This is a genomic window from Paraburkholderia antibiotica (assembly GCF_012927125.1).
Lineage (GTDB): Bacteria > Pseudomonadota > Gammaproteobacteria > Burkholderiales > Burkholderiaceae > Paraburkholderia > Paraburkholderia antibiotica.
Map to the genome: position 1 here is coordinate 52461 of NZ_JABBFZ010000019.1, position 22037 is coordinate 74497.

Below are 22037 nucleotides of genomic sequence, written 5' to 3' on the forward strand. Positions count from 1 at the left end.
ACGAAACCTTAAGAAATAAGCAGCACGAATTAAAAAACTCAAGTCACACGAATGACTTCCTTTCGCTTCACGCTCGTCCCGCCTTACCCAAAATTTCCGGCAAACAAAAGGACGAGACATGAAGACGATCAGGAAAGGAAAGCGTAAACAAAGTGCGATCTGCGCCGCCGTCGCTGCTACCGTTGCATTGCTCGCAGGCCTGCACCCGGCAGTCGCAGTCGCAGCCGCCGACGACGATCACGACCACGGTCGCGACCACGATCGCAACTCGGTCAAGCATGTGTTGCTGATCAGCTTCGACGGTCTGCACGAACAGGACGTCGCCCGTTGCATCGGCGCCAACACCTGCCCCAATCTCGCACTGCTCGCCAAATCCGGCACGACATACGCCAACGCACACACACCAGGTCTTTCCGATTCGTTCCCGGGACTTGCCGCACTCGTGACCGGCGGCTCGCCGAAATCCGCGGGCCTGTTCTACGACGTCTCCTACGACCGCACGCTCTACGCGCCGTCCGATAGCAACTGCACCGGCCAGACTGGCTGGAACGTCGTCTTCGATGAAACCACCGGCATCGACGCCGAGAACGGCGGTGCGCTCACGCATCTCGACGGCGGCGGCAAGTTCAATCCTCAAGCGATTCCGCATGCGCTCGTCAATGGCGTGTGCACATCCGTCTATCCGCACAACTACCTGAAGACCAATACCGTCTTCGAAGTGATCAAGGGCAACGTGAGCGGCGCGCGTACCGCGTGGGCCGATAAACACGCGTGGGGCTACGACTGGCTCAACGGGCCGTCGGGCAAGGGCGTCGACGATCTTTCGCGCACCGAGATCAACTCGATCGATGCCGCGACCAACACGTACTATCTCGACAGCTACACGCACACGGAGAAGTTCGACAACTACCACGTGCAGTCGCTGATCAACGAAATCGACGGCAAGGACTCGACCGGTCAATCGAGCGCCGCCGTGCCGACCGTGTTCGGCGCGAACTTCCAGACGCTCAGCGTCGCGCAGAAGGCGACGGTCGCGACGGGCGGCGGCTATCTGGATGCGAGCTTCACGCCAGGGCCGCAAGTCACCGGCGCAATCGCGTATCTCGACGATGCATTGGGCCGCATCGTGACCGAGCTGAAACAACGCAACCTGTATGCGTCGACGGCGATCATCGTCACGGCGAAGCACGGTCAGTCGCCGACCGATCACTCGAAGCTCGTGAAAAACGGCGACACGCTGAGCAAACTGCTCGAAGCGAACAATTACCTCGATTCCAGCGGTAATTTCGGGCAGAACAGTACGAAGAGCGGCAACCTCAACGACGGCACCGGCCTCGTCGGCACCGGCTTTGTGCAAACCGACGACGTCGGTCTGATCTGGCTGCCCGATCAGAGCCAGCTGCCCTCGGTCGTGAAGACACTGAAAGCGAATCTGAGCTGCAACGCGCCCGGCATCTGCGCGGACGGTCCGCAGGCGTACCTGCTGTATGGTCCGCAACTCGCCAACCGCTTCGGCGATCCGGCACGCGGCCGCACGCCCGACATCATCGTGCAGCCGAACCCGGGGGTCATCTACACGTCGAGCACGTCGAAGGATGAAGAGCATGGCGGCAATGCACCCGACGACAGCCATCTCGGTCTGGTGGTCTATGTGCCGCACGCGCACCACGCCGGACAGGTCAACAACGAGCGCGTGCTGACCACGCAGGTCGCACCGACGATCCTGCGTCTGCTCGATCTGAAGCCCGAGCTGTTGCACTCGGTCGCGCTCGAAGGCACGCAGCCGTTGCCGGAGTTCGAGCGTCGGGACTAAGCGCCTGCATAGTTCGCGTATTCGGGTAGTGGGCCACGGTAGGCCGCGCCGCGGTGAGGATCGGGCGAACCGTGGCGCGGCCGTTTGATGACGTAGCCCGAGCATGACCGGCGCGCGCCGGACCATGCGAGAATTGGAGCCGCTCGAGCCGCCAGACCGGCGTGCGTCGATCGCCCGCAAGGAGGACGTTCAAATGAACTCCGTTGCTCTCGCATGCGTAGCGGTGTTAGGGCTGCTGCTATTCGGCCTCGGCTTGTCCGTCTCGATGATGCGTTTTCGCGAGCGCGTCACCTCGGGCTGCGCCGAAGACCCGGCGAACCTGCTGCACAAACTGGTTCGCGCCCACGGCAATACGACGGAATACGCGCCCTTTTTCGCACTGCTGTTTCTCTATCTGGGTTCGCGCTCGCCTTCGTCGGCGACGGTTGCGCTGATGGTCGTCGCGACCGTGTGCCGATGTTTGCTCGTGGTCGGACTGGTTGCGTGGCCGACAATGGCGCGGCCCAATCCCGCGAGGTTTATCGGCGCGGTTGGGACGTACGCGGCGGGGATCGGCCTGTGCCTGGGGTTGCTGCGGTGAGATGAGACGGCGCCGCGGCACCAGGAGCCCTCCGTCGGAGCGTTGTCCCGACAGTTTCTCTTGCGGCTCATCGAGCAGCACATGCTGCGGGCGGCCAACTCGTGCTCGCACTCGTGACTCGCATACTGACCGCAACGCCCGATTGTCCCTTATTGGACTCGGTTCCAGGTTGGCCGAACGCTCGTCTACGAATAAGGGCAGCTATCGAGCGCCGGAATCGCGACGCCCGCGCAACATGCGCCGCGGGACAGCTTGTCGCCACCCGTAACTCCACCGGTTTTCCACGCTTCCCAAACGCCTCGCGACGATACATAAGAATTTCATATGCGTTGAGGCGGATCGATCTTGCCCCCCGTGCAGCGAGTCGACAGAATCGATTCACGAATTGACGACGCCGACCGGAACGCGACCGGGCAGGACGGCGAGCGTCGTTCGACATTCTGCGCGATGCGAAGAGCGTTCGTCTGATTGAGCCACGCCACATCCAGGCCGCAGTGTCCCGCCGCTAATCATCCCCACTGGGTATAAATCATGGGTCATTCGAATTTCCGTAGAACACTTTCCGTTGGTGAGGTCATAGTGAAATCGTTCGTCGAACACGGCGTGCAACGTGCATTCTGTGTTCCCGGCGAGAGCTATCTGGCGATTCTCGAAGCGATCCGCGAACAGGGTGACGCCTTCGATCTGGTGGTGTGCCGTCACGAGGGCGGCGCCGCCTACATGGCCGAGGCTAGCGGACGCATCACGGGCAAGCCAGGAATCTGCCTCGTCACGAGAGGACCGGGCGCATGCAATGCGGCAATTGGCGTTCATACGGCACAGCATGAAGGCACGCCCATGATTCTGCTCGTTGGCGACGTCACGCGCGGAACCAAGGGACAATTTGCATTTCAGGACATCGACCTGCACCAACTCTACGGTGGAATGGCCAAGCAGGTCCTCGAAATACAGAAGGCAGACGACGCTTACGACGTCATGGATCAGGCCTTCCGCATCGCGACGACAGGACGTCCAGGGCCAGTGGTCATCGGCGTGCCAGACGACGTACAGTTCGACGAAGTACCTTGCCGCGAAACGGCACACCGCCAGGAATTGCCTTGGAAAACGGATCTGAGCCACGACGTGGCCGAGGTAGCCGACCGTCTTGCCGCCGCACAACGCCCGTTGCTCGTGGTTGGCGGCACAGGCTGGACACAGCAGGCGTCGTCGCGACTCGCGAACTTCGCGGAGCGCCTCGGCATACCGGTCGCCTCGACCTTTCGCCGGCACGATCTGCTCGACAACCGCAGCGAGAGCTACGTAGGCAGCATCGGCATTTTCACGCCCCCGACGCTGCACGATTATCTGACGACCAGCGATCTCATCATTTCGATCTCCGGAACGTTCGGCGAAATCGAGACCGCCCGCTACAAGCGCATGGTGACACCATCACCCTCACGATATCTCGTGCACGTCGCGCGCGAAATGGCTGAGTTCGATGGCGCGGTTGCGCCGGATCTCGCGATCATCGGCGACGCGGAAAACTTCTGCAACGCGCTGAACCAGCAGGAGCCGGCCTGCAACCCGCTATGGAACCGACACCGTCAGACGCTGCGCGCGGGTTACATGGCCTACAGCGAACCGGTCGACTTCGGCGATCGCATCAATCCCGCCAGCGCGGTATCGGCCCTCGCGCAAAGGTTGCCCGAACGCACAATCGTCACGCTGGGCGCCGGGAACTACACGCACTTCGTGCTGCGTCATCATCCGTTCCACGAACTGAATACACTGCTCGCGCCGGTATGCGCGCCCATGGGCTACTCGATTCCCGCTGCGATTTCCGCCGCGATGCAATGTCCTGCGCAGGAAGTCGTAGCCTACGCCGGCGACGGGTGCTTTCTGATGAACGCCCAGGAACTCGTCATTGCCGTTAAACGGCGCCTGAAGCTGACGGTCATCGTCATGAATAACGGCATTTACGGCTCCATCCGCATGCACCAGGAATTCAGGTATCCAGGTCGACCTATCGCGACCAATCTGGACAATCCCGACTTCGTCCAGTTCGCCAACTCCATGGGCATCCCGGCACGCCGTATCGACGATCCGCGTGAACTGTCCGAGACATGGCAAACGATGCGCCGCTCCACCGACGGCCCCATCTTCATAGAAATGTCGACTGACCCCGCCATCATCAACACCGAACGCCTGATCCAGCCAGGACAACCGCAATGAACGGCCCCCACTTCGACCACCGGCATCCAGACGAACATGCAGTCGGCTCGCCGCTGCCAATGCCGTATCTCGTCGACGGCCCCGTCTATACGCCGGGACAGGCGAGCGCGCCCGCCGGTGCAGCCACCGTGTTCCGACTTGCAAGCAACGAGTCTCCGCTCGGCATGTCGGATATGGCACGCGACGCAATCTTTGGCGTGGCCGGTAACCAGCATCTGTATCCCGATCCCGACGGCGCACCGCTCGCGCGCGCTATTGGCGACGTGTTCGGACTGGACCCCGCCAGAATCGTCACGTCACCCGGCTCGGACATCATCATCAACTGGATCATTCAGGGCTGGGTAGGCCAAGGCAGTGTGATCTATCCCGAGCACGCATTCCAGTCCTACCGGATTCGCGCCGCGAACAACGGCGCCACGCCTGTCGCCGCTCCCGAGGTAGATTTGCGGACCGACGTCCAGGCGATTCTGCGCTGCGTGTCGCCGCAGACCCGCGCCGTCTTCATTGCAAATCCTAACAATCCGACCGGGACGTGGCTTTCGCTCGAAGAGTTGCGAAGTCTTCGCGCGCGTCTGCGATCGGACATTCTGCTCGTGGTGGACGAAGCCTATTTCGATTATGTGCGAGTCCGCGGCTACGAGACCGCGCTCGCGCTGGTGGACAGTCCAGCAGCGAATGTGATCGTCACGCGCACGTTTTCCAAGTTCTATGGTCTCGCCGGACTGCGCGTGGGCTGGGCCTATGTGCCCACGAGCTTCGTACGCGTTTTTGACAAGCTTCGCGGCCCGTTTGCAGTCTCGCGCATTGCGATCGCCGCGGCGATCGCATCGTTGGGAGACACGGCTTATCAGACTTCCGCGTACACGCACAACGTGAGGTGGCGCACCTGGTTGCAGGACCAGATCAGAGGGCTCGGCTACCGTACGACCGACAGCGTCGGCAACTTCGCGCTCTTTCAGGTGCCCGGCGGTGCCGATGGTGCGACGACCCTGAATGCCCGGCTCGCGGCAAAAGGTTTGTTATGCCGGGTCGCCAATCAGAATGCACTGCCAGAGTGGATCCGGGTATCTGTCGGCTCAGCCGATGCGATGACCGCATTCGTGCAGGCATTGAGCGACCTCAGTAGAGACGCTCGACACCGCTAGTGACGATAGCAGGCACGGGGCGCGTCCGCAGCGATGCACGCCCCGCCGCAAATACTGCATATCGTTGTCGCCTCGATCCCAGTCAAGACCCTCGCACTGTCGATCAGCGTCGCGCTATCGCAGGCTCGCCAGCAGCGCCTCGACCACGAGAGCCTGCGGCGAACCGTCGATCAATCCTGCTTCGGCAAAATGCAGACACACTTCATACCTCGGCAACGCCTCGCGAATCGATAGCGGTCGAATCGCGGCTTGCTCGTCGGTACTCACCAGTATCTGATGAGGAACGACACACAGCAGATCCGTCCCTGCGACGAGCCGGACCAGCATCCGGAAATCCGGGCACAGCGCCTCGATACGCGGCGAAGGGAGCTTTCTCACCCGCAGCGCCTCCTCGACCAGATTGCCTGGCGTGCCGGCCGGTCCCGTGACCACCCACCCCGCACCCGCGATTTCCTCCAGACTGCGCGCGCCGGCCAGCGGGTGTCCCTTGCGTGCGCAGATCACTGGTTGAGCAACGTACAGCACGTGACGGACCAAGCCCTCCGCCTTGAATTTTCGAGGCGTGGGTGCAATCACCAGGTCCAACGAACGCTGCTTGAGTTGTTCGAGCATGTCCGTGGCGCTACCTGCGACGAGTTGCACGGTAGGCGGGTTCTGACGCTGATGCACTGCCTGAAAAACCGTCGCGCCGTACAGCAAGCCGGCGGCCGGCGACATTCCAACGCGTAGCGTTCCCTTGGCAGACTGCGTCGACCTGACGCCGCGTGCGACACGCAACTCCCTGACGGCGGTGTCCAACTGATACCCGTTGCGCGCCAATGCGAGCGCCCGATCGGTAGCGAACTTCCTTCGCCCCTCCTTGTGAAATAGCGCAAACCCCAATTCGCGTTCCAGCGCCTGCATGGCGAGCGTAATCGCAGTCTGAGTTACGCCAGCCGTCTGCGCAGCAGCAGCAAAGCTGCCCTTTTCGATGATCAGACGAAGAAACGTGAGGTGGCGAAGATTCATAAGAAAAAGATATGTGTTCCTGCGCAAGTCCATTGAGTCGATATTTTTCTTCGCAGAATAATGCATCAACGGAGCGGGTGTCCACGTGCCCTCGCCTCGTTTCCAGCGCTACCGCCCTTCAGCATTCCGATGGAGCATCGACTATGTCTTACCCGAACGTACTGCTGCTGATCGACAACGTGTGGCGCGAAGGGAGACGCAACGCCACACGCGCCGTGCACAATCCCGCCAATGAGGAGGTCATCGGCACCGTTGCGCTCGCAACCACGACCGATCTGGACGATGCCGTAGCATGTGCGGCGTCCGGCTTCGAGGTCTGGCGCCGCACTCCTGCCGTGGAACGCACGCGCGTCATGCTCGGCGCGGCCGAGCTGCTCACCCAGCGCGCCGAGTCGATCGCCAACCTCCTGACGCTCGAACAAGGCAAACCGCTTGCCGAGTCCCGGGCGGAAATCGCCATGTCCGCCGACATCATCCGCTGGGCTGCGAACGAAGCACCGCGTATCTACGGCCGCATCGTTCCGCCGCGCGCCGCCGGCGTGCAGCAGATGGTCCAGAAGGAGCCCGTGGGCCCGGTTGCCGCATTCACGCCCTGGAATTTCCCGATCGCACAGGTGGCCCGCAAGGTGGCTCCGGCGCTCGCGAGCGGCTGCTCGCTCGTCTTGAAGGCAGCCGAGGAAACCCCGGCCTCCGCAGCCGAACTTGTCAGAGCTTTCGTCGATGCGGGCCTTCCCGCCGGCGTTCTGGCGCTCGTCTTCGGCGAACCGGCAGAAATCAGCGAGCATCTGATTACGCACCGCGCGATCCGGAAAATCACCTTCACGGGCTCGACACCCGTCGGTAAACAACTGGCAGCACTTGCCGGCATGCACATGAAGCGCGTCACGATGGAGCTGGGCGGTCACGCGCCTGTGATCGTCGCCGCCGACGCCGACGTGGCACGGGCCGCGCGCACGCTCGCCGACGCGAAATTCCGCAACGCCGGTCAGATCTGTCTGTCGCCGACGCGCATGATGGTCGCACAGACCGCTTTCGACGAATTCATGGAGACATTCCTCGCCCGTATCCGCGAGATCCGGGTGGGAGACGGAATGCTCGAAGGCAGCACGATGGGGCCCCTCGCCAACAAACGGCGCCTCGACGCCATGGAGCGTTTGACTCACGACGCGCTGTCGCGAGGCGCGTCGCTGGCGACGGGCGGCGTCCGCCTCGGCGATTCGGGCAACTTCTTTGCGCCGACCGTATTGACCGAGCCGTCGAAAGACAGCCTCGTGCTGAACAGCGAACCGTTCGGTCCTGTCGCGACGGTTTGGCGATTCGCGGAACTCGGTGAGGCCATCGCCGAGGCGAACCGGCTCGATTACGGGCTCTCGGCCTACGCCTTCACTCGCGCGATCAAGACGGTTTCCCGCCTTGCGGCCGAGGTGCAAGCAGGAACATTGTGGGTCAACCAGGCCGCCGCCGCGTGGCCCGAACTGCCCTTCGGCGGCGTAAAGGACTCGGGATACGGTTACGAGGGCGGCCCCGAGTCTCTGGATGCCTATCTGCAGGCCAAGACCGTGGCCATTTCCGACGTCTAGATGTTTGCGAGTCGCTACCACCAAAACAGGTGCGGCAACTCGAGCCGGAGTTGTAGATTACACGTACAACAAACAGGTCGATGGGCGATACCTCCACAGAAGGCACGCACCGTCGGCATCTTATGGGTGGAGACAAAGATGAACGTAACCGGAAACCGCTTCAGGGTAGTACTGGCTTCAACGATCGGCAATGTTCTCGAATGGTACGACTTCATCTCCTTCGGATTCTTGATGGGGATCGTCGCCAAACATTTCTTTCCTTCGTCATCCGCGGCGAGCGGACTACTTCTGGCATCGGCCACGTTCGGCGTGTCGTTCTTTGCCCGGATCTTCGGCGCGGTGGTGCTCGGTGTCTACGCCGATCGTGTCGGCAGAAAAGCGGCGCTGTTCCTCGTCATGAACATGATGTTCGTGTCGACCGTGCTGATTACCTTTTGTCCGACCTATAGCTCGATCGGCATCTGGGCGTCGATCATCATGCTGGTCGCCCGGGTATTGCAAGGCATATCGGCCGGCGGGGATTTCGGCGGAGGCACGGCGATGCTCGTGGAGTTCGCGCCGGAAAACAGAAAGGGCTTTTTCGGTAGCTTCATGCTCTTCTCCCAGGCAGTCGCCGCAACTCTCGCGTCGGCAGCGGGCTATCTCGTCACGAACCTTCTCGCGCCGGAGCAGCTCGACAGTTGGGGGTGGCGTCTGCCTTTCGCCGTGGGGCTCATCATCGCACCGGTCGGCATCTACATTCGCCGCCATATCGAAGAACCCGCCGAGTTCAAGGCCACGCTGCAAGCACGGAATCGCAAGTCGTTCGGCGCCTTTCTCGTCGAATTCCGCAAACCGATTTTCATCGGTATCGGTCTCGCGACCGGCGTCAATATCGTGCAGATCTTCTTCAACGTCTACATGCCGTCGTACGCGGTGCGGGAACTCCATCTCGCGGCTCCGTCCGCTTTTCTCGCGGTCATGCTTGGTGGCATCGCCCGCATGCTGACAACACCCGGATTCGGCGTGCTCGCGGACCACTGGGGTCGCAGGAAAACCATGGTTTACGGCTGCGTGCTGACGACGCTGTCCGTCTTCCCTGGTCTCATCTGGCTCCAGGCATCACCAGTCTTCTTCACGCTGCTGACCGTCGAACTGATTGTCAACGTGCTCGCACAAATCGTGAATGCCGCGATGCCGACCGCCCTCGCCGAACTCTTTCCAACCGAAGTTCGCTCGCAAGGATTGTCGGTGTGCTTCAACGGTGCAGTGACCCTGTTCGGCGGCACGACGCCCTTCATCGTGACGTGGTTCGTGTCGCAGACCGGTAACCAGCTGGTTCCCGGATATTACGCGACCGCCGGCATGCTGTTCAGTCTCGCCTGTGCATTCATGATCGCCCGAAAGCCGGCGTCCTCTCTGGAAGTGGCCGGCGCGCACTCGACGTCCAGCTGAACCGCGCGGATTTCTCATCGCTGCGCAAAACAACACTCCATAATATTTAGGATACCTTCATGAAACACCTGGCAGCATGCGTCGCGACTACCACTACCGTTACTATCGCCACGTTGCTCGCGTTTGCCGCCAGCGCGGCCCACGCGCAGTCGAGCGTGACCCTGTATGGGGTCGCGGACGCCAGCGTCCGTTACCTGAAGGGCGCCAATGCCGGCAACGACGGCGTCCTGTCCCTGACCAACGGCGCGATTTCCCAAAGCCGTTGGGGTCTCGTCGGCAGCGAGGATCTGGGTCACGGACTATCGGCCATCTTCAGGCTGGAGTCGGGCTTCAGTCTTCCTAACGGTGCGTCGTCGGTATCAGGCGTACTCTTCAATCGCTACGCTTACGTCGGTCTTGCCAGTGCCACCTATGGCACCCTCACGTTCGGTCAGCAGCAAAATGCTGTCTATCAGAATCTGACAGAAGGCTGGGATCCATTGACCGTCGGCAACTATCTTCAGAACGAATGGCTCCCCATCGCGTTTTCGGGTTTTCTTCGCGGCGAAAACAATACGGCGTTCTACACGTGGCGGCGCGGTCGGCTCGCGATCCGGGGAGCGTATGGCCTGGGTAATCAGGCAGGCGACTTCAGCGCCAACTCGATGAGGTCCGTGTCGGTGACGATCGACCCCGAGCCGCTGGGCGCGGAGATCGGCTACGTCGACGCGCACGATCTGTCGAATCGGGCACAAACCTCCTACAACGTGCAATTGCGATATCGGGCCTATCCAGCCGAAGCGTGGCTCGGCTACTACCACAGCCGCGACGAGACGGGTCGCGTGAACGCGTTTCTGACCGGCACGGCGGCCCCGAACGTCGTCAACCCGCGCTGGGACAACGCGTATGTAGCGGGGCTCTCGTGGTTCCTCGCGCCCGACTTCAAACTGACCAACGCATTCTATTTCGACCAGTCGAGAAAAACACCGCCGGGAGCAAGCACGACCGACAGCGGGCATCGCTATGCGCTCGTCGCGCTGGCCGAATACCTGTTGTCAAAGCGGACCACGCTGTATGCGACGGTCGACTACAACCGGGTATCGGGTGCGGCTGACGACGAGATGCCGAACCGAAAATACCAGACCGGCGTCAGCGTCGGTCTGCGCAACCGCTTCTGAACGCAGCCTGCGCCAGCGGGTTCGGGCGTATGGGTGCCCGGACTCGCCGCCGCCTTTCCCCTTTCCCCTTTCCCCTTTCCCCTTTCCCCTTTCCCCTTTCCCCTTTCCGACCTTGGGACACTTCCAATGCCAGCACAATCGAAACGGCCCAACTTCCTCTTAATCATGACCGATCAGCAACGTGCGGATCATCTGGGCGCGGATGGCAACCCGATTGTACGAACGCCCAACCTCGACCAGCTTGCCTCGGGGGGATGGCGAGCAGACCGCATGTACGTGGCGACACCGGTATGCATGCCTAATCGCGCGAGCATTCTGACCGGTCGCTATCCATCCGCACATGGCGCGCGTCACAACGGCATTGCGTTATCGACCGATGCGACCACCTTCGTCGACATGCTGCGCGTGACCGGCTATTCGACGGCACTGGTTGGCAAGGCGCACTTTCAAAACATGACCAACCTACCGCCGTCCTGGCCCGTCCGGGCGGAGGATCGGCTCGTCAGAGAAGCATTTCGCGCTCCCGCCGGCCGCTATGATCAGGAACTGAAAGAAAAATGGCTGGCCGACGACGCTTTCGAGCTGGACTATCCGTTCTACGGCTTCGAAACAGTGGATCTCGTCGACGACCATAGCGATGAAGTGCACGGCCACTATCTGCGCTGGCTACGCAGTAATCATCCGCAGGTTGCACAGCTAGCGGGACGTCAGCAGGCCGTCCCGACGCCGGAGTACGAACTCAGTCGCTTCGGTCAGGCGTGGCGCACGCGGGTACCGGAGGAGCTCTACCCGACAGCCTACATCGCCGATCGGGCCTGCGCGAAGCTACGTGCTTTCTCGAGTAGTGACCGGCCTTTCTTCCTGCAGGTATCCTTCCCCGACCCGCATCATCCATTCACGCCACCGGGACGCTACTGGAACATGTACATGCCGGACGACGTGAGCTTGCCCGCCTCATTCCATCACCCGGAGCCCATGCCTCCACACCTGCGCTGGCTGCTCGACCGGCGCGCAAACGGTAAGGATGCCAAACACACGCCTGCTCTCTTCGCATGCTCGGAACGCGAGGCCCGCGAGGCGATCGCGCTGAACTACGGTTCGATCACCAACATAGACGACCGCGTCGGCCAGATCATGGATACGCTTGAGGACGCAAAGCTGCTCGACAATACCGTGGTGATTTTCACGAGCGATCATGGCGATTATCTGGGCGATCATCGTCTGATGCTGAAGGGGCCAATCCACTATCAGGGATTGATCCGCGTGCCGTTCATCTGGAAAGATCCGGCCGGCGTCGCCGGCGCCCGTTCGAGCGATGCACTCTTCAGCAGCATCGACATCGCACCTACGATTCTCGATCGTGCCGGCGTGACACGCTTCAATGGCATGCAAGGCGAATGCATGCTGCCCGTCATGCTCGGCCGCAAGGAATCCGTGCGGGAAAATCTGCTGCTGGAAGAAGAAAATCAGCGTGTCATTCTTGGCTTCCAGGGCCGCACCCGCTGCCGAACGCTCATGAATCGGCGCTACCGTTTGACCATTTACGACGGCGTGCAATGGGGCGAACTGTATGACCTGCAGGAAGATCCGCTTGAATTTCGCAATTGCTGGGATGATTCCGCGTACGCCGGGACACGCGCCGCGATGATGGAATCGCTCACGCGCAGCATGCTCTACCACGTCGATACCAGCCCCTATCCCAGCGCACTGGCCTGATACGAAACACGCGCACCCGGCAAGCGAAAGATGGTCTCGCAGGCGGAGCGTGTTCGACGTATCAGGTCGGGCACGACACATCCGACGATCGGCCGCTTTCCCGTCAGGACAGTCCAGCGGCATTTCCGGACGACACTTCGGGTGTCGTCACGCCATCCGTTCGAGCATGCACTCGGCGCCAGACGCGAAGCATCAAAGCTCCAGCACGAGCTTCGTGCCTTTTGCACGCGAGCAGCAGGTCATCATCCGCGTATTGGATTGCCGTTCGCCTCTGGTCAGCACGACGTCGCGATGCTCGATTTCACCGGCCAGCACACGCACCTCGCACGAGCCGCACAGGCCTTCCTCGCAATCGCTCTGCACGTCGACATTCGCGAGACGCAGCGCGGCAAGCAGCGTTTGATCGGCGGCCACCGTTACGACGAGCCCGGTGTTCTTCAGCTCGACTTCGAACGCATGCTCCTTGTCCGGATCGAGCGTACGCGTCGTCGATTTGAAATGCTCGATTTTCAGCGTGTCGTCAGGCCAGTCGACGCACGCCTGTTGCAGCGCGTCGAGCATGCGCGCCGGTCCGCACGCATAGACCTGGGTTCCATCGGCTATCCGCAGCGCGCCGAAGTCGTTGCGTGTTCCTTCATCGGAAACGTACACGTGCATACGCTCGCCGTGCAGCGCGGTAAGTTCATCGAGCAATGCCATCGATGCGCGCGTGCGACCACTGAAATGCACTTCGTAATCGATCCCCAGCACGCGTGCGCGGCGAGCCATCGCGCTGATCGGCGTGATACCGATGCCACCCGCGATCAAAATAAGTTTGCCGGCTGTTTCGTCGAGCCGGAAATGATTGCGTGGACCGCGTATGCGCAGCAATGCGCCCGCTTTGGCGTGGTTGTGAATCCACTCGGAACCGCCTCGTCCCTGCGATTCCCTGAGCACGGCAATTTCGAACGTACCCACATCGTCCGGGTCGCCGCAAAGCGAGTATTGCCGCGACATTCCGCTCTGTCCGCACTCCACGTCGATATGTGAGCCTGCCGTCCAGCGAGGCAGCGGCTGGCCATCGCGTGAGGCGAGCTTCACACGAACGATGTCCGCGCCCGCATCAGACACCGAGGTGACAACCACAGAACGACTGATTGCCTGTGCGGAAGGCTCGCCGATGCGCACCGCGAACCGGGGTTCGAGCACCGAGGGATCGGTACGTTCGGGATTGCACGTCGGATCCCATTCGACCAGCAGATGCTCGGGGCCGCGAAACGACGTGTTCGGTACATAGGTGAAGCGCTGTTCCGCAAGACGCATGTGCGGCAGACGCCGTGTGAACTCCTCGAGGAAAATCTGCATTTCCATGCGCGCGAGGTTCTTGCCCATGCACTGATGCGAACCATAGCCGAAGGTGAGCTGATCGCTCGCATTCTCACGCCTGATGTCCAGCAGATCGGCGTCGGCAAAGTGATGTTCGTCATGATTCGCAGAAGACGTGACGATGAGCAACTTCGAACCCGCGGCAATGTCGATGCCGCCGATCGTCACGTCCCTGGTCACGAGACGGCGCCATGCGGCAACCGAACCGTTATGCCGCAAACACTCTTCGACGGCATTCGGTATCAGGCCCGGATCTTCGCAGATCTCACGCCACACCTGCGGATGCTGAAGCAACAGCTTCATCGCGTTGGCCGTTGCGTTGGCCGTGGTTTCGTGCGCCGCTACGATGCCCGCCATCATCATCGAATGTAGATAAGAATCGGTGACGACCTCGGGCAATTCCTTCTGTTTGCGAATACCGTATTGCATCCAGCCCGGACCGTCCGGATCCAGCCTCATCTTGTCCAGTACCTTCCCGGCAAACTGCCAGAAATTGCCGACCGCATGCGCGACTTCGACCTGCTCTTCCGGTTTCGGCCGTCCCCAGGTGTTGACCGTGTGCGCAATCGAATACTTCCGCAAGGTGTCCATGTCTTCTTCCGGTACGCCCAGAAAATGCAGCGCAACGGTGAGCGGCACCTCCCACAGCATCTGGTCGACGAGGTCGGCCTTGCCGTCGTCGATGAACCGGTCGACATATTCGCGCGCGAGACGGCGCACCATCGGCTCGTGATGCGCGAGCGCTTCCGGCGTGAAAGGGTCCATCAGCGCGCGACGGCGCGGCATATGCGCGGGCTCGTCTTCGTTCACCAGCGTGCGGTTCATTGCATAGCCATATGACGCCAGCACAGCATTGGCCTCGGGGCCAGTCGGCGTGATCTTCTCGAGCGCAATCGACGGGCTGAATGTCAGGTTGTCGCGAAAGATGGCCTTGATGTCTTCATAGCGAGTCACCACCCAGTAGCCCAGCTTCGGACTATAGAAAACAGGTTCCTCGTTGCGCGCCCAACGCACATATTCCGGCGGATCCTGCTGGTAACCGTCTTCGAACGGATCGAATTCCGCAGCGCGCGGGCTGACGGGGCAGCCTGTCGGCGTCGTCGGCGTGCCGGTGGCTGCGCTTTGGTGAAATGGACACGCCGAAGCGCGATCCGGGTTCAGGGCGTCGCTCATGCGTGTCTCCTTGCCGTATCGATTTAGCGTAACTATAGTACGCATTGCGTAATCACCTCTACAGGGTAAACGTGGCAAGGCCGACGGCCGTTAGCCGCGCCCCGTTAGAATGAACAGATGAAAAAAGCGCCAGCAATCGAAAAAATCGAAGTCGCAGCGGCCGCGCCTGAGCGCGAACGTGAGCGCCGTCAGCGTGTGCAGTCGGCGTCGACTGCGATGAACGTACTGAAGAGCCTCGCGACAATCGGCGGACGCGCGTCGCTCACCGCGCTGGCGTCGCAGGTCGGCGAAAATCCGGCGAAGGTTCACCGCTATCTGGTGAGCCTGATGGAAGAATCGCTGGTGACGCAGGAACCCGGCACCCAGGAATACCTGCTGGGAAGCGAGTGCATCACCATCGGCCTCGCCGCGATGCGGCTCGCCGACCCGATCCGGCTTGCCGAACAATCACTCGTGCGTCTGCGGGAAAGCCTCGAAGTCACCTCCTTCATCGCGGTGATGGGCAATCGGGGACCGACGATCGTACGTTTCGAGGAGCCGGGGCTGCCTGTCACGGTCAACGTGCGGGCCGGCTCGGTCATGTCGCTCTTATGGTCGGCGACGGGCCGGCTCTTTCTCGGGCTGCTCGATGAATCTCGCGTTCGAACGATGGCGGAAGAAGAGCTGCGGCATTCGCCCGCCGATCTGCTGGCACTCCTCGATCGCAACGATCCCGTCGGCCAGTTGCGGCGCGAGATTCGGGCGGCCGGGTGCGCAACGGTCAAGGACACCAATCTGAAAGGAATCAGTGCCGTTGCCGCACCGATTTTCGATTTCAACGGCCGACTCTGTGCAACGCTTACGTCGCTCGGTGCGACGGGTGGATTCGACTCGTCCGTCGATGGGTTGATTGCGAAAGCGGTGCAGCGGGAAGCGCAAGCTATCAGCACCCGGCTCGGATATCTTCCTGAATCCGGGCCGACCGACCGGACCAGTTCGGTCTAGTGGAATGAAGACGGGCAAGCGCCGGTCACGACGAGGATGACTGACGTCGCGATGAACCGGCACTGCCGAAACCCGCAATGAAAAAAGCCCCACGGTTACCCGTGGGGCTTCGTGGAACCCGCAGCGCATCGCCGCGAGTCCTCTCTTTCACCAAACGCCGCTTACTTCACGTTCGGGAACACCGGCCAGGACGAAGCCTGATCGCACAGCGACAGCTTCGGATTCGCCGCGACGATCGTCGCCGCCGGGTCCGTGTCGCTCGCCGCGCCCGCATCGTCGCTGCCGTTGACGGTCAGGTTGAGCGTGTTGGTCGGGCTCGTGTACTTGCCCGCGCCGCTCGACGTGTTCGTCAGGATGCCGCCCGAACCGTGAGCGAACGACTGACCGATCAGGCTCACGTTCGCGCCGAGGTTCAGCGTTGCATCGGCGCCCTTCGACTGCGACGAGCCATCCGTCGAACCGATGTTCACGACCGGCTTGCTCAGGTTCGAGATGCCCATCACGACGTCCTTGTCCGCAACCACGTTATCCAGGTTCAGCTGGATCACGCTCTGCGTATTGGCGTAAGCGGTATCGGCATGCAGACCGCGGAAGGTCAGATTGCCGCCGCCGTTCTTGCCCGCCGACTTGTTCGCCGGGATGTTCATCATGCGGATGTTGCTCAGGTTGATGTCGTGGAAGCTCGGGATCAACCAGCCGAGGCCCGTGTACGAAATCGGGTCGGCACTCGGGCCCGTGTAGTACATGTCGAACACGAGGAAGTCCTTCACGCCACGCATACATGCGCCGTCGTAGTAGATGTTGCTGACGTCACCGCCGCGCGCCTGGCCGCTCTTGATGCGCAGACCCACAATGCCCATATCCGTCGACGAGTTGGTGCCGTCGTAGATATTGTCGAAGTAGTTGTCGTAGAAGTGAATGTTTCGGACACCTGCATTCGTCGGGCTGCCGATCGACAGACCGTGGCCGTTGTAGTTGTGGTTATGCGCAACCGTAATGCCGTAGGTGCGGTTCGACGAAACGTCGCGATTGCCGTCGATGCCCCACACCATCTTCGTCGGATCGGAACCGTTCTGCGCGCCGTGCGTAGCGCTCGGACGCGGATCCATCAGACCACCCTTGAACGCGACGTTGTCGTCGGACGGGCTCAGGAAGTTGTACACGATCGCGACGTTCTTCACGTAGCCGTCGAAGTACACCTGGCCCGACGAGGTCGTCTTGCTGCCCGTGCCCAGTGCCGCATGCTCGGGCGCTGCCGCCACGCTCGGGTCGACGCCGTCGGTGTTCTTCACGCCGGTCGAGCTCGCGTCGATCGTCGCGCCGGTGTAGAGGTGCGAGTACGAACCGCTAACGCCGTCGAAACCGTCGTTGTTCATGCCGACGCTCGCCTGGTTCGCCGCATCCGGCAGCAACGGCGTGATGATCTTGATGCCCCACACGGTCAGGCCGTCCACGCCGTCGGCTTCGACGGTGAAGAAGGTGCTGTTGCGGAACGTGATCTGGTACAGCGACAGGTTCTTCGACTGCTGCATCCAGAACATCCCCGGGTTGCCCTGGAAGCTGTACGGGCCGCCGCCGATGTCCTTGTTGCCGTGGTACGAGATGTCCCACCAGCTCGCCGGCACCCAGCGCGCGCAACCGGTCGTGCTGGCGTTACAGCCGCCGCCGGTAACCGAGTAGCCGCTCGGCACGCTGGTAGCCTGACGGTTCACCACGTAGGTCACGGCCGGCGTGGTGAGTGTCGTCTTGCCCATCGCGGTGACCACGTCGCACGCGGTGCCTTCCGGCGCGAGCGTGCCCGCGCGGTACGCGGCGATCGTGTTGGTGCAGCTGAACTTCGGCGTCGTCACGCCGGTGATGTTGTTGCCCGAGTAGGTGAACGCTTCCGTGACGCCGGTGGCCCAGCGGATCATCGGATACTGCGACGACGAGCTGATGAGCGGCATGTAGCCGCGCGCATCGATCGAACCCGTGCCCATCACCGATGCGTTGACCGTGTGGTTGCCGCGAATCAGCGGGTAGCAGTTCTGCATGCCGCTCGTGCCGGCGATCGTCGCCGTGCCCGCGTTGAGCGTGCCGCTCGGCGCGGGAAGCCCACTGGGGTTATTGATCGCGGCGCCGCAGGTGATCGCATTCGGGCGGTCTTGCGTGGTCTTGTCGTAGACCACGACATCGCGGCTCGCGAACAGCGTGACGCCGTCGTCGACCCACAACGTGACACCCGACGGCAGCACCAGCGGACCGCTCAGGAATGCATTGCCCGCGCCGCTGCTGTTCTTGACGAGACGCACCGCGAACTTGGTCGCCTTGTAGGTGGGATTCGACAGCGTTTCGCCCGATGCACCCGCGATGTTGACGAGCGGGTTATTCGCGGCCTGCTGCGTAGCGGCCGCCTGCTGGTCGGCCTGCGCGATCTTCGCGCCGACTTCGGCATCGACGGCTGCGCCGCACGCGTCGAGCGCGGCCTGGATACGCGCCTGGTCGGGGTTGTTCAGCGCGGTGGTCGCGCCGCCGTACGCAGCGGGCGTCGGGTCCGAGCTGAGCGGCAGCGAGCCGTCCGCGTTCTTGATCAGCGTGTTGCTGGCTTGCAGCGTCGAGCAGACCTGCGTGTCCGCCGGCAGTGACGGCGAGTCGGGCAAGTTGTTGTCGGCCGCATAACGACCCGGCGACCAGGACGGCTTTGAGGGCGAGGTCGGGCTGGTCGTGCCGGTGGATGTGGTCGAGCTGCTACTTGAGCCTGCAACGCCATGACCGTCACCGCAACCGGCGACGGTCAGGACAAACAGGCCAAGAGCCAACAGCTCCCGGACCGAGCGCATCTTCATAAGTCATCTCCTTGGGGTGGATTCTGTTCGTGTTCAGCACGCCCGCTCGCTCCTCGCGACAGCGCGTAGGGAGCGTCGCCGGCAGGCGGGACACGGCTATTTGTTATAAGACATCGTATAAGATATCACGTAAAGTTACAGCCGACCACGCGACGCGCGACATGCCCTCCCAGGCCGTTTCGGTGCTTATGTGGACACGCGAATTCGATCTACGAGCGGAACCATTCACGCTCGCCATGCGGAATACATTCCTTGCCTGACAAAGGATTACGATCTCATTAATAGGCTTGTGCTGTGCGGCTGCCGCTCGACCGTCAGGTCCGCTCTGCCCTTCACCTGTTCCTCGGTAGTTGTCTGGCAATGATGTAATTCATCGTACAACATGCGACGCATAATGCTTCAGATGACCGTGTCGTTTCAATTACAGTAAACCCCACCTTTCCAATTCTTATCGACACCCCGGCGGCCCCGCGACGAACAGCAGAATGTCAAATTCGACGAACGTCTGGCGGGCAAGCTGAACGCCCTGGCCCGGCTTGCGGGCACTGGCTTAAGCCGATTTGGGCCGACATCGCTTCGGGATGCATAGGTATGATGCGAAGACCGAACCCACGATAATTCGCACTAGTTCGCAATAGTTCGAATCTGCACCCCAACCCATCACCGGGGACCCATCTTGCATTCGATCAACCTCCTGCTCGCGCTTGCGGGCGTCCTGCTGCTCAGCGTCGCGAGCCCCGGACCGAATTTTCTGATCGTCACGTCGACGGCCATCGCGTCGCGCAGTGCCGGCGTGATGACCGGCCTTGGCCTTGCCGCCGCCTCGGGCACATGGGCGCTGATCGCCATCGCCGGGCTGAGCCTGATCGTGACGCATGTCGCGTGGATCGGCGCGGTGTTGCGTGTGGCCGGCGCGCTCTATCTGATCTGGCTGGGTATGAAGATGATCGCCACCGCGCGGCGACCGTTGTGCGCTGCCGAGCCGAGCACCGTCTCCGGTTGGGCCGCGACGCGAAAAGGCTATGTGGTCAGCATGACGAACCCGAAGTCCGTCGCGTTCTACGGCAGCATCTTCGCGCTGATGGTGCCCGCGCATGCGCCGTTGTGGCTGAATACGGCGGTGGTGGCGCTGTCGATCGGCATTTCGTGCGCGTGGTACTGCACGATGGCGCTCCTCGCATCGCATCCCGCGGTCCGGCGCACGCTGATCCGACGCAAGGCCGCGCTCGATACGGCGGCCGGCGTGCTGTTGATGGGACTGGGCGGACGCTTACTGCTGGGGCGTTGACGGCAGCACCCGGTGAGAAGCGAGAGCAGCACGACGCTCAGGCCTTGCGCGTTTGGAACGACACGGCTTCATCTCGGCTCGGCGTGCGGTCCTCCGCGAATCACCAGTTCCATAAATCCGGTCGTGGAATCGGGCTCGCGCGCGAACACATATCCAGGCAGCGACGCCAGCAACAACTCGACCGTCGTGCGCACCGTGCAGCCGTGCGCGACATGACCACCGAACACCTGGCCGCGCGCGTCTGCAATGGACATGTGCAGATGCGCGCCATCGGGCGACACGGAACCGGCGAGCGTCAGGATTTCGAGGTCGCCGCGAATTTCCGTCGCGGCATCCGCGCCCGCGAATCTCAATGCCGCGACGCTCAGACTACCGATGCCCTGCACGACGAAGGCCGCTTGCAGGTTGCGCTGACGGAGCGCATCTTCGATGGCGACGCGCAGGTCGTCGCCGGGGGAGAGTCGAAGCGGATGGGCTTGCATGGCTGGCTTGATGTGCGGTGGACATCGAGATTAGGCGTCTATGAGCCAGTGTCTCATAGACGCCTGGTTCCGGCGAGTTACGTGGCGTCCGTACAGATTCGATTCATCATCGATCGCTAGTTGGCGAGTAGCGGTTCCGGCATGAAGCGCATCGTCCTTTGGGTGGAAATATATACAGACATTGAGACACATCTACGGACGCAGCATGCCCGGTAGCTGATGGATTCCACCCGTGATCAACGTAGCCAGTGATAACCGGATCCGCGCCGATATTCACGACGCATGAATCGCCCTCCATCACCATGACCGTTGTTGTGGTGGAATAGCGCTCGGTCATCGAAATATCGAATTCAGCCGGGATGCACTCCATGTCGCGCGTGATGCGTAAGCTTTTCCAGCCCTCAATCGTTGTACGATCAATGATCCGCGCAATGTCATCAATCATGCTCGTGGATTTGTCGTTGTACTACATGCCGGTGTCTCGCCGGCTTTACGATCGGAGAAACTTATGTTTGATTGGGGAGCTGCCGCACAGCTTGTAACCGTTGCAATCTCACTTTATGGCGTTCGAAAGATCTACCTCGAAATGTCACTCACCTCAAGAAATCGAATACGGGAGGAATACAAGTTCGCAAAGGAATTTCTTGCTGAACTCCGCGGTGAAAGTCGCCTAGATCCCTTTCTTCGAGAAAAAGGATGTCAGGCGATCACTGGAGACAGCCGGGCGATTCCGGAGCACGTCGAATACCTGCTTTCGTTGCAAGCGCCGTCTCAGGCACTTTCCCAATATTCGCCAGGCAAGAAATATTTGGAGCATTCCGACGATGCTCAGTCAGTCCACGGCTTCGCTTTCAAAAAATGGTATCGAAAAGTCTGGGTGCGAGCACTGCTCAAAGGCTGGTACTGCACAGTCACGATATTTTTCGGCGCGGCCAGCCTTTGGATACCGCCCCTTGCTAATGCAATGTTCCAGGACAAGCATCGCCGTTTCATTTTTGCTTTAACCAGTTTTCCTGTATCGGCGTGCTGCACTTTTTTCTTTCTATACCTTCTTTCGAGAGTAGCCAGCGCCGAATTGCTGATGACTCAGATCAGATCGGGATCGCAACAAGGAAAAGGCAAAGGTAGACGCACCAGGCTAAAGCGAAACGCGGAATTCGCTGGGTGAGAAAACAGGGTTAATAGGATTCACCTGTTGTAGCAGATGGTCATATTGAGCCATATCCTGACAAAGCCGTTGCACCAGCATCAGTAAGATGCGTGGCTGCAGGCGTGC

General features: G+C 61.3%; 16 protein-coding genes. 11 read left to right on the top strand and 5 right to left on the bottom strand.

What is annotated here, in order from left to right; all coding sequences use genetic code 11:
- Positions 1-118: 118 nt before the first annotated feature.
- The 4 genes from HHL14_RS25560 (at position 119) to HHL14_RS25575 (ending at position 5749) form a co-directional block, all read left to right on the top strand.
- Positions 119-1813 carry an alkaline phosphatase family protein gene (locus tag HHL14_RS25560; protein ID WP_169500374.1) on the top strand — a complete coding sequence of 565 codons (1695 nt, stop codon included), beginning with the start codon at positions 119-121 and terminating at the stop codon, positions 1811-1813.
- A gap of 193 nt (positions 1814-2006) precedes the next feature.
- Complete coding sequence (locus HHL14_RS25565) at positions 2007-2393, top strand: MAPEG family protein (RefSeq protein WP_169500375.1); 387 nt, start codon at positions 2007-2009, stop codon at positions 2391-2393.
- Positions 2394-2924: 531 nt separating this feature from the next.
- The gene (locus HHL14_RS25570; RefSeq protein WP_230413188.1) at positions 2925-4604 is read left to right on the top strand and encodes a thiamine pyrophosphate-dependent enzyme; all 1680 of its coding nucleotides are present in this window, start codon (positions 2925-2927) and stop codon (positions 4602-4604) included.
- Positions 4601-5749: a pyridoxal phosphate-dependent aminotransferase gene (locus HHL14_RS25575; RefSeq protein WP_169500377.1), complete on the top strand. Its 1149-nt coding sequence runs from the start codon at positions 4601-4603 to the stop codon at positions 5747-5749. The genes HHL14_RS25570 and HHL14_RS25575 overlap by 4 nt, the downstream gene beginning before the upstream one ends.
- Before the next feature lie 114 nt (positions 5750-5863).
- Here HHL14_RS25575 and HHL14_RS25580 read toward each other — a convergent pair whose 3' ends face one another.
- A complete protein-coding gene (locus HHL14_RS25580) occupies positions 5864-6823 on the bottom strand; it encodes a LysR family transcriptional regulator (protein WP_230413194.1) in 960 nt (319 codons plus the stop codon).
- A gap of 77 nt (positions 6824-6900) precedes the next feature.
- On the opposite strand from HHL14_RS25580, the gene HHL14_RS25585 reads away from it, so the two are divergent.
- The 4 genes from HHL14_RS25585 (at position 6901) to HHL14_RS25600 (ending at position 12644) form a co-directional block, all read left to right on the top strand.
- Positions 6901-8337, top strand: coding sequence for an NAD-dependent succinate-semialdehyde dehydrogenase (locus tag HHL14_RS25585; protein ID WP_169500379.1), 1437 nt, complete (start codon positions 6901-6903; stop codon positions 8335-8337).
- Between the two features lie 138 nt (positions 8338-8475).
- Positions 8476-9771 carry an MFS transporter gene (locus tag HHL14_RS25590; RefSeq protein ID WP_169500380.1) on the top strand — a complete coding sequence of 432 codons (1296 nt, stop codon included), beginning with the start codon at positions 8476-8478 and terminating at the stop codon, positions 9769-9771.
- A gap of 59 nt (positions 9772-9830) precedes the next feature.
- Positions 9831-10928, top strand: coding sequence for a porin (locus HHL14_RS25595; RefSeq protein WP_169500381.1), 1098 nt, complete (start codon positions 9831-9833; stop codon positions 10926-10928).
- A gap of 165 nt (positions 10929-11093) precedes the next feature.
- On the top strand, positions 11094-12644 hold the full coding sequence (locus tag HHL14_RS25600) for a sulfatase family protein (protein ID WP_230413189.1): 1551 nt from the start codon (positions 11094-11096) through the stop codon (positions 12642-12644).
- 192 nt (positions 12645-12836) lie between these two features.
- Here the strand turns inward: HHL14_RS25600 and HHL14_RS25605 are convergent, their stop codons facing one another.
- Entirely contained in the window at positions 12837-15182 is a 2346-nt protein-coding gene (locus HHL14_RS25605) for a cytochrome P450/oxidoreductase (protein WP_169500383.1), read from the bottom strand.
- 117 nt (positions 15183-15299) lie between these two features.
- Between HHL14_RS25605 and HHL14_RS25610 the strand changes: the two genes are divergently transcribed.
- Positions 15300-16166, top strand: a complete 867-nt coding sequence (locus tag HHL14_RS25610; protein WP_169500384.1) for an IclR family transcriptional regulator — start codon at positions 15300-15302, stop codon at positions 16164-16166.
- 161 nt (positions 16167-16327) lie between these two features.
- Here the strand turns inward: HHL14_RS25610 and HHL14_RS25615 are convergent, their stop codons facing one another.
- Positions 16328-18991 (bottom strand): glycosyl hydrolase family 28 protein, encoded by a 2664-nt coding sequence (locus HHL14_RS25615; protein ID WP_169500385.1) that lies wholly within the window; start codon positions 18989-18991, stop codon positions 16328-16330.
- A 676-nt stretch (positions 18992-19667) separates the two neighbouring features.
- On the opposite strand from HHL14_RS25615, the gene HHL14_RS25620 reads away from it, so the two are divergent.
- On the top strand, positions 19668-20279 hold the full coding sequence (locus tag HHL14_RS25620; RefSeq protein ID WP_206002508.1) for a LysE family translocator: 612 nt from the start codon (positions 19668-19670) through the stop codon (positions 20277-20279).
- A 68-nt stretch (positions 20280-20347) separates the two neighbouring features.
- On the opposite strand, the gene HHL14_RS25625 is transcribed toward HHL14_RS25620, so the two are convergent.
- Positions 20348-20761, bottom strand: coding sequence for a PPC domain-containing DNA-binding protein (locus HHL14_RS25625; protein WP_169500386.1), 414 nt, complete (start codon positions 20759-20761; stop codon positions 20348-20350).
- A gap of 106 nt (positions 20762-20867) precedes the next feature.
- Entirely contained in the window at positions 20868-21206 is a 339-nt protein-coding gene (locus tag HHL14_RS25630) for a phage baseplate assembly protein (RefSeq protein ID WP_169500387.1), read from the bottom strand.
- A 63-nt stretch (positions 21207-21269) separates the two neighbouring features.
- On the opposite strand from HHL14_RS25630, the gene HHL14_RS25635 reads away from it, so the two are divergent.
- Positions 21270-21929 carry a hypothetical protein gene (locus HHL14_RS25635; RefSeq protein WP_169500388.1) on the top strand — a complete coding sequence of 220 codons (660 nt, stop codon included), beginning with the start codon at positions 21270-21272 and terminating at the stop codon, positions 21927-21929.
- Positions 21930-22037 lie beyond the last annotated feature (108 nt).

Excerpts from the sequence above, each read along its gene's own strand:
- HHL14_RS25625 (WP_169500386.1), bottom strand. The coding sequence starts at position 20,761 with ATGCAAGCCCATCCGCTTCGACTCTCCCCCGGCGACGACCTGCGCGTC.
- HHL14_RS25630 (WP_169500387.1), bottom strand. The coding sequence starts at position 21,206 with ATGATTGATGACATTGCGCGGATCATTGATCGTACAACGATTGAGGGC.
- HHL14_RS25575 (WP_169500377.1), top strand. The coding sequence starts at position 4,601 with ATGAACGGCCCCCACTTCGACCACCGGCATCCAGACGAACATGCAGTC.
- HHL14_RS25615 (WP_169500385.1), bottom strand. The coding sequence starts at position 18,991 with ATGAAGATGCGCTCGGTCCGGGAGCTGTTGGCTCTTGGCCTGTTTGTC.
- HHL14_RS25585 (WP_169500379.1), top strand. The coding sequence starts at position 6,901 with ATGTCTTACCCGAACGTACTGCTGCTGATCGACAACGTGTGGCGCGAA.
- HHL14_RS25610 (WP_169500384.1), top strand. The coding sequence starts at position 15,300 with ATGAAAAAAGCGCCAGCAATCGAAAAAATCGAAGTCGCAGCGGCCGCG.
- HHL14_RS25565 (WP_169500375.1), top strand. The coding sequence starts at position 2,007 with ATGAACTCCGTTGCTCTCGCATGCGTAGCGGTGTTAGGGCTGCTGCTA.
- HHL14_RS25635 (WP_169500388.1), top strand. The coding sequence starts at position 21,270 with ATGTTTGATTGGGGAGCTGCCGCACAGCTTGTAACCGTTGCAATCTCA.
- HHL14_RS25600 (WP_230413189.1), top strand. The coding sequence starts at position 11,094 with ATGACCGATCAGCAACGTGCGGATCATCTGGGCGCGGATGGCAACCCG.
- HHL14_RS25590 (WP_169500380.1), top strand. The coding sequence starts at position 8,476 with ATGAACGTAACCGGAAACCGCTTCAGGGTAGTACTGGCTTCAACGATC.
- HHL14_RS25605 (WP_169500383.1), bottom strand. The coding sequence starts at position 15,182 with ATGAGCGACGCCCTGAACCCGGATCGCGCTTCGGCGTGTCCATTTCAC.
- HHL14_RS25595 (WP_169500381.1), top strand. The coding sequence starts at position 9,831 with ATGAAACACCTGGCAGCATGCGTCGCGACTACCACTACCGTTACTATC.
- HHL14_RS25580 (WP_230413194.1), bottom strand. The coding sequence starts at position 6,823 with ATGCATTATTCTGCGAAGAAAAATATCGACTCAATGGACTTGCGCAGG.
- HHL14_RS25560 (WP_169500374.1), top strand. The coding sequence starts at position 119 with ATGAAGACGATCAGGAAAGGAAAGCGTAAACAAAGTGCGATCTGCGCC.
- HHL14_RS25570 (WP_230413188.1), top strand. The coding sequence starts at position 2,925 with ATGGGTCATTCGAATTTCCGTAGAACACTTTCCGTTGGTGAGGTCATA.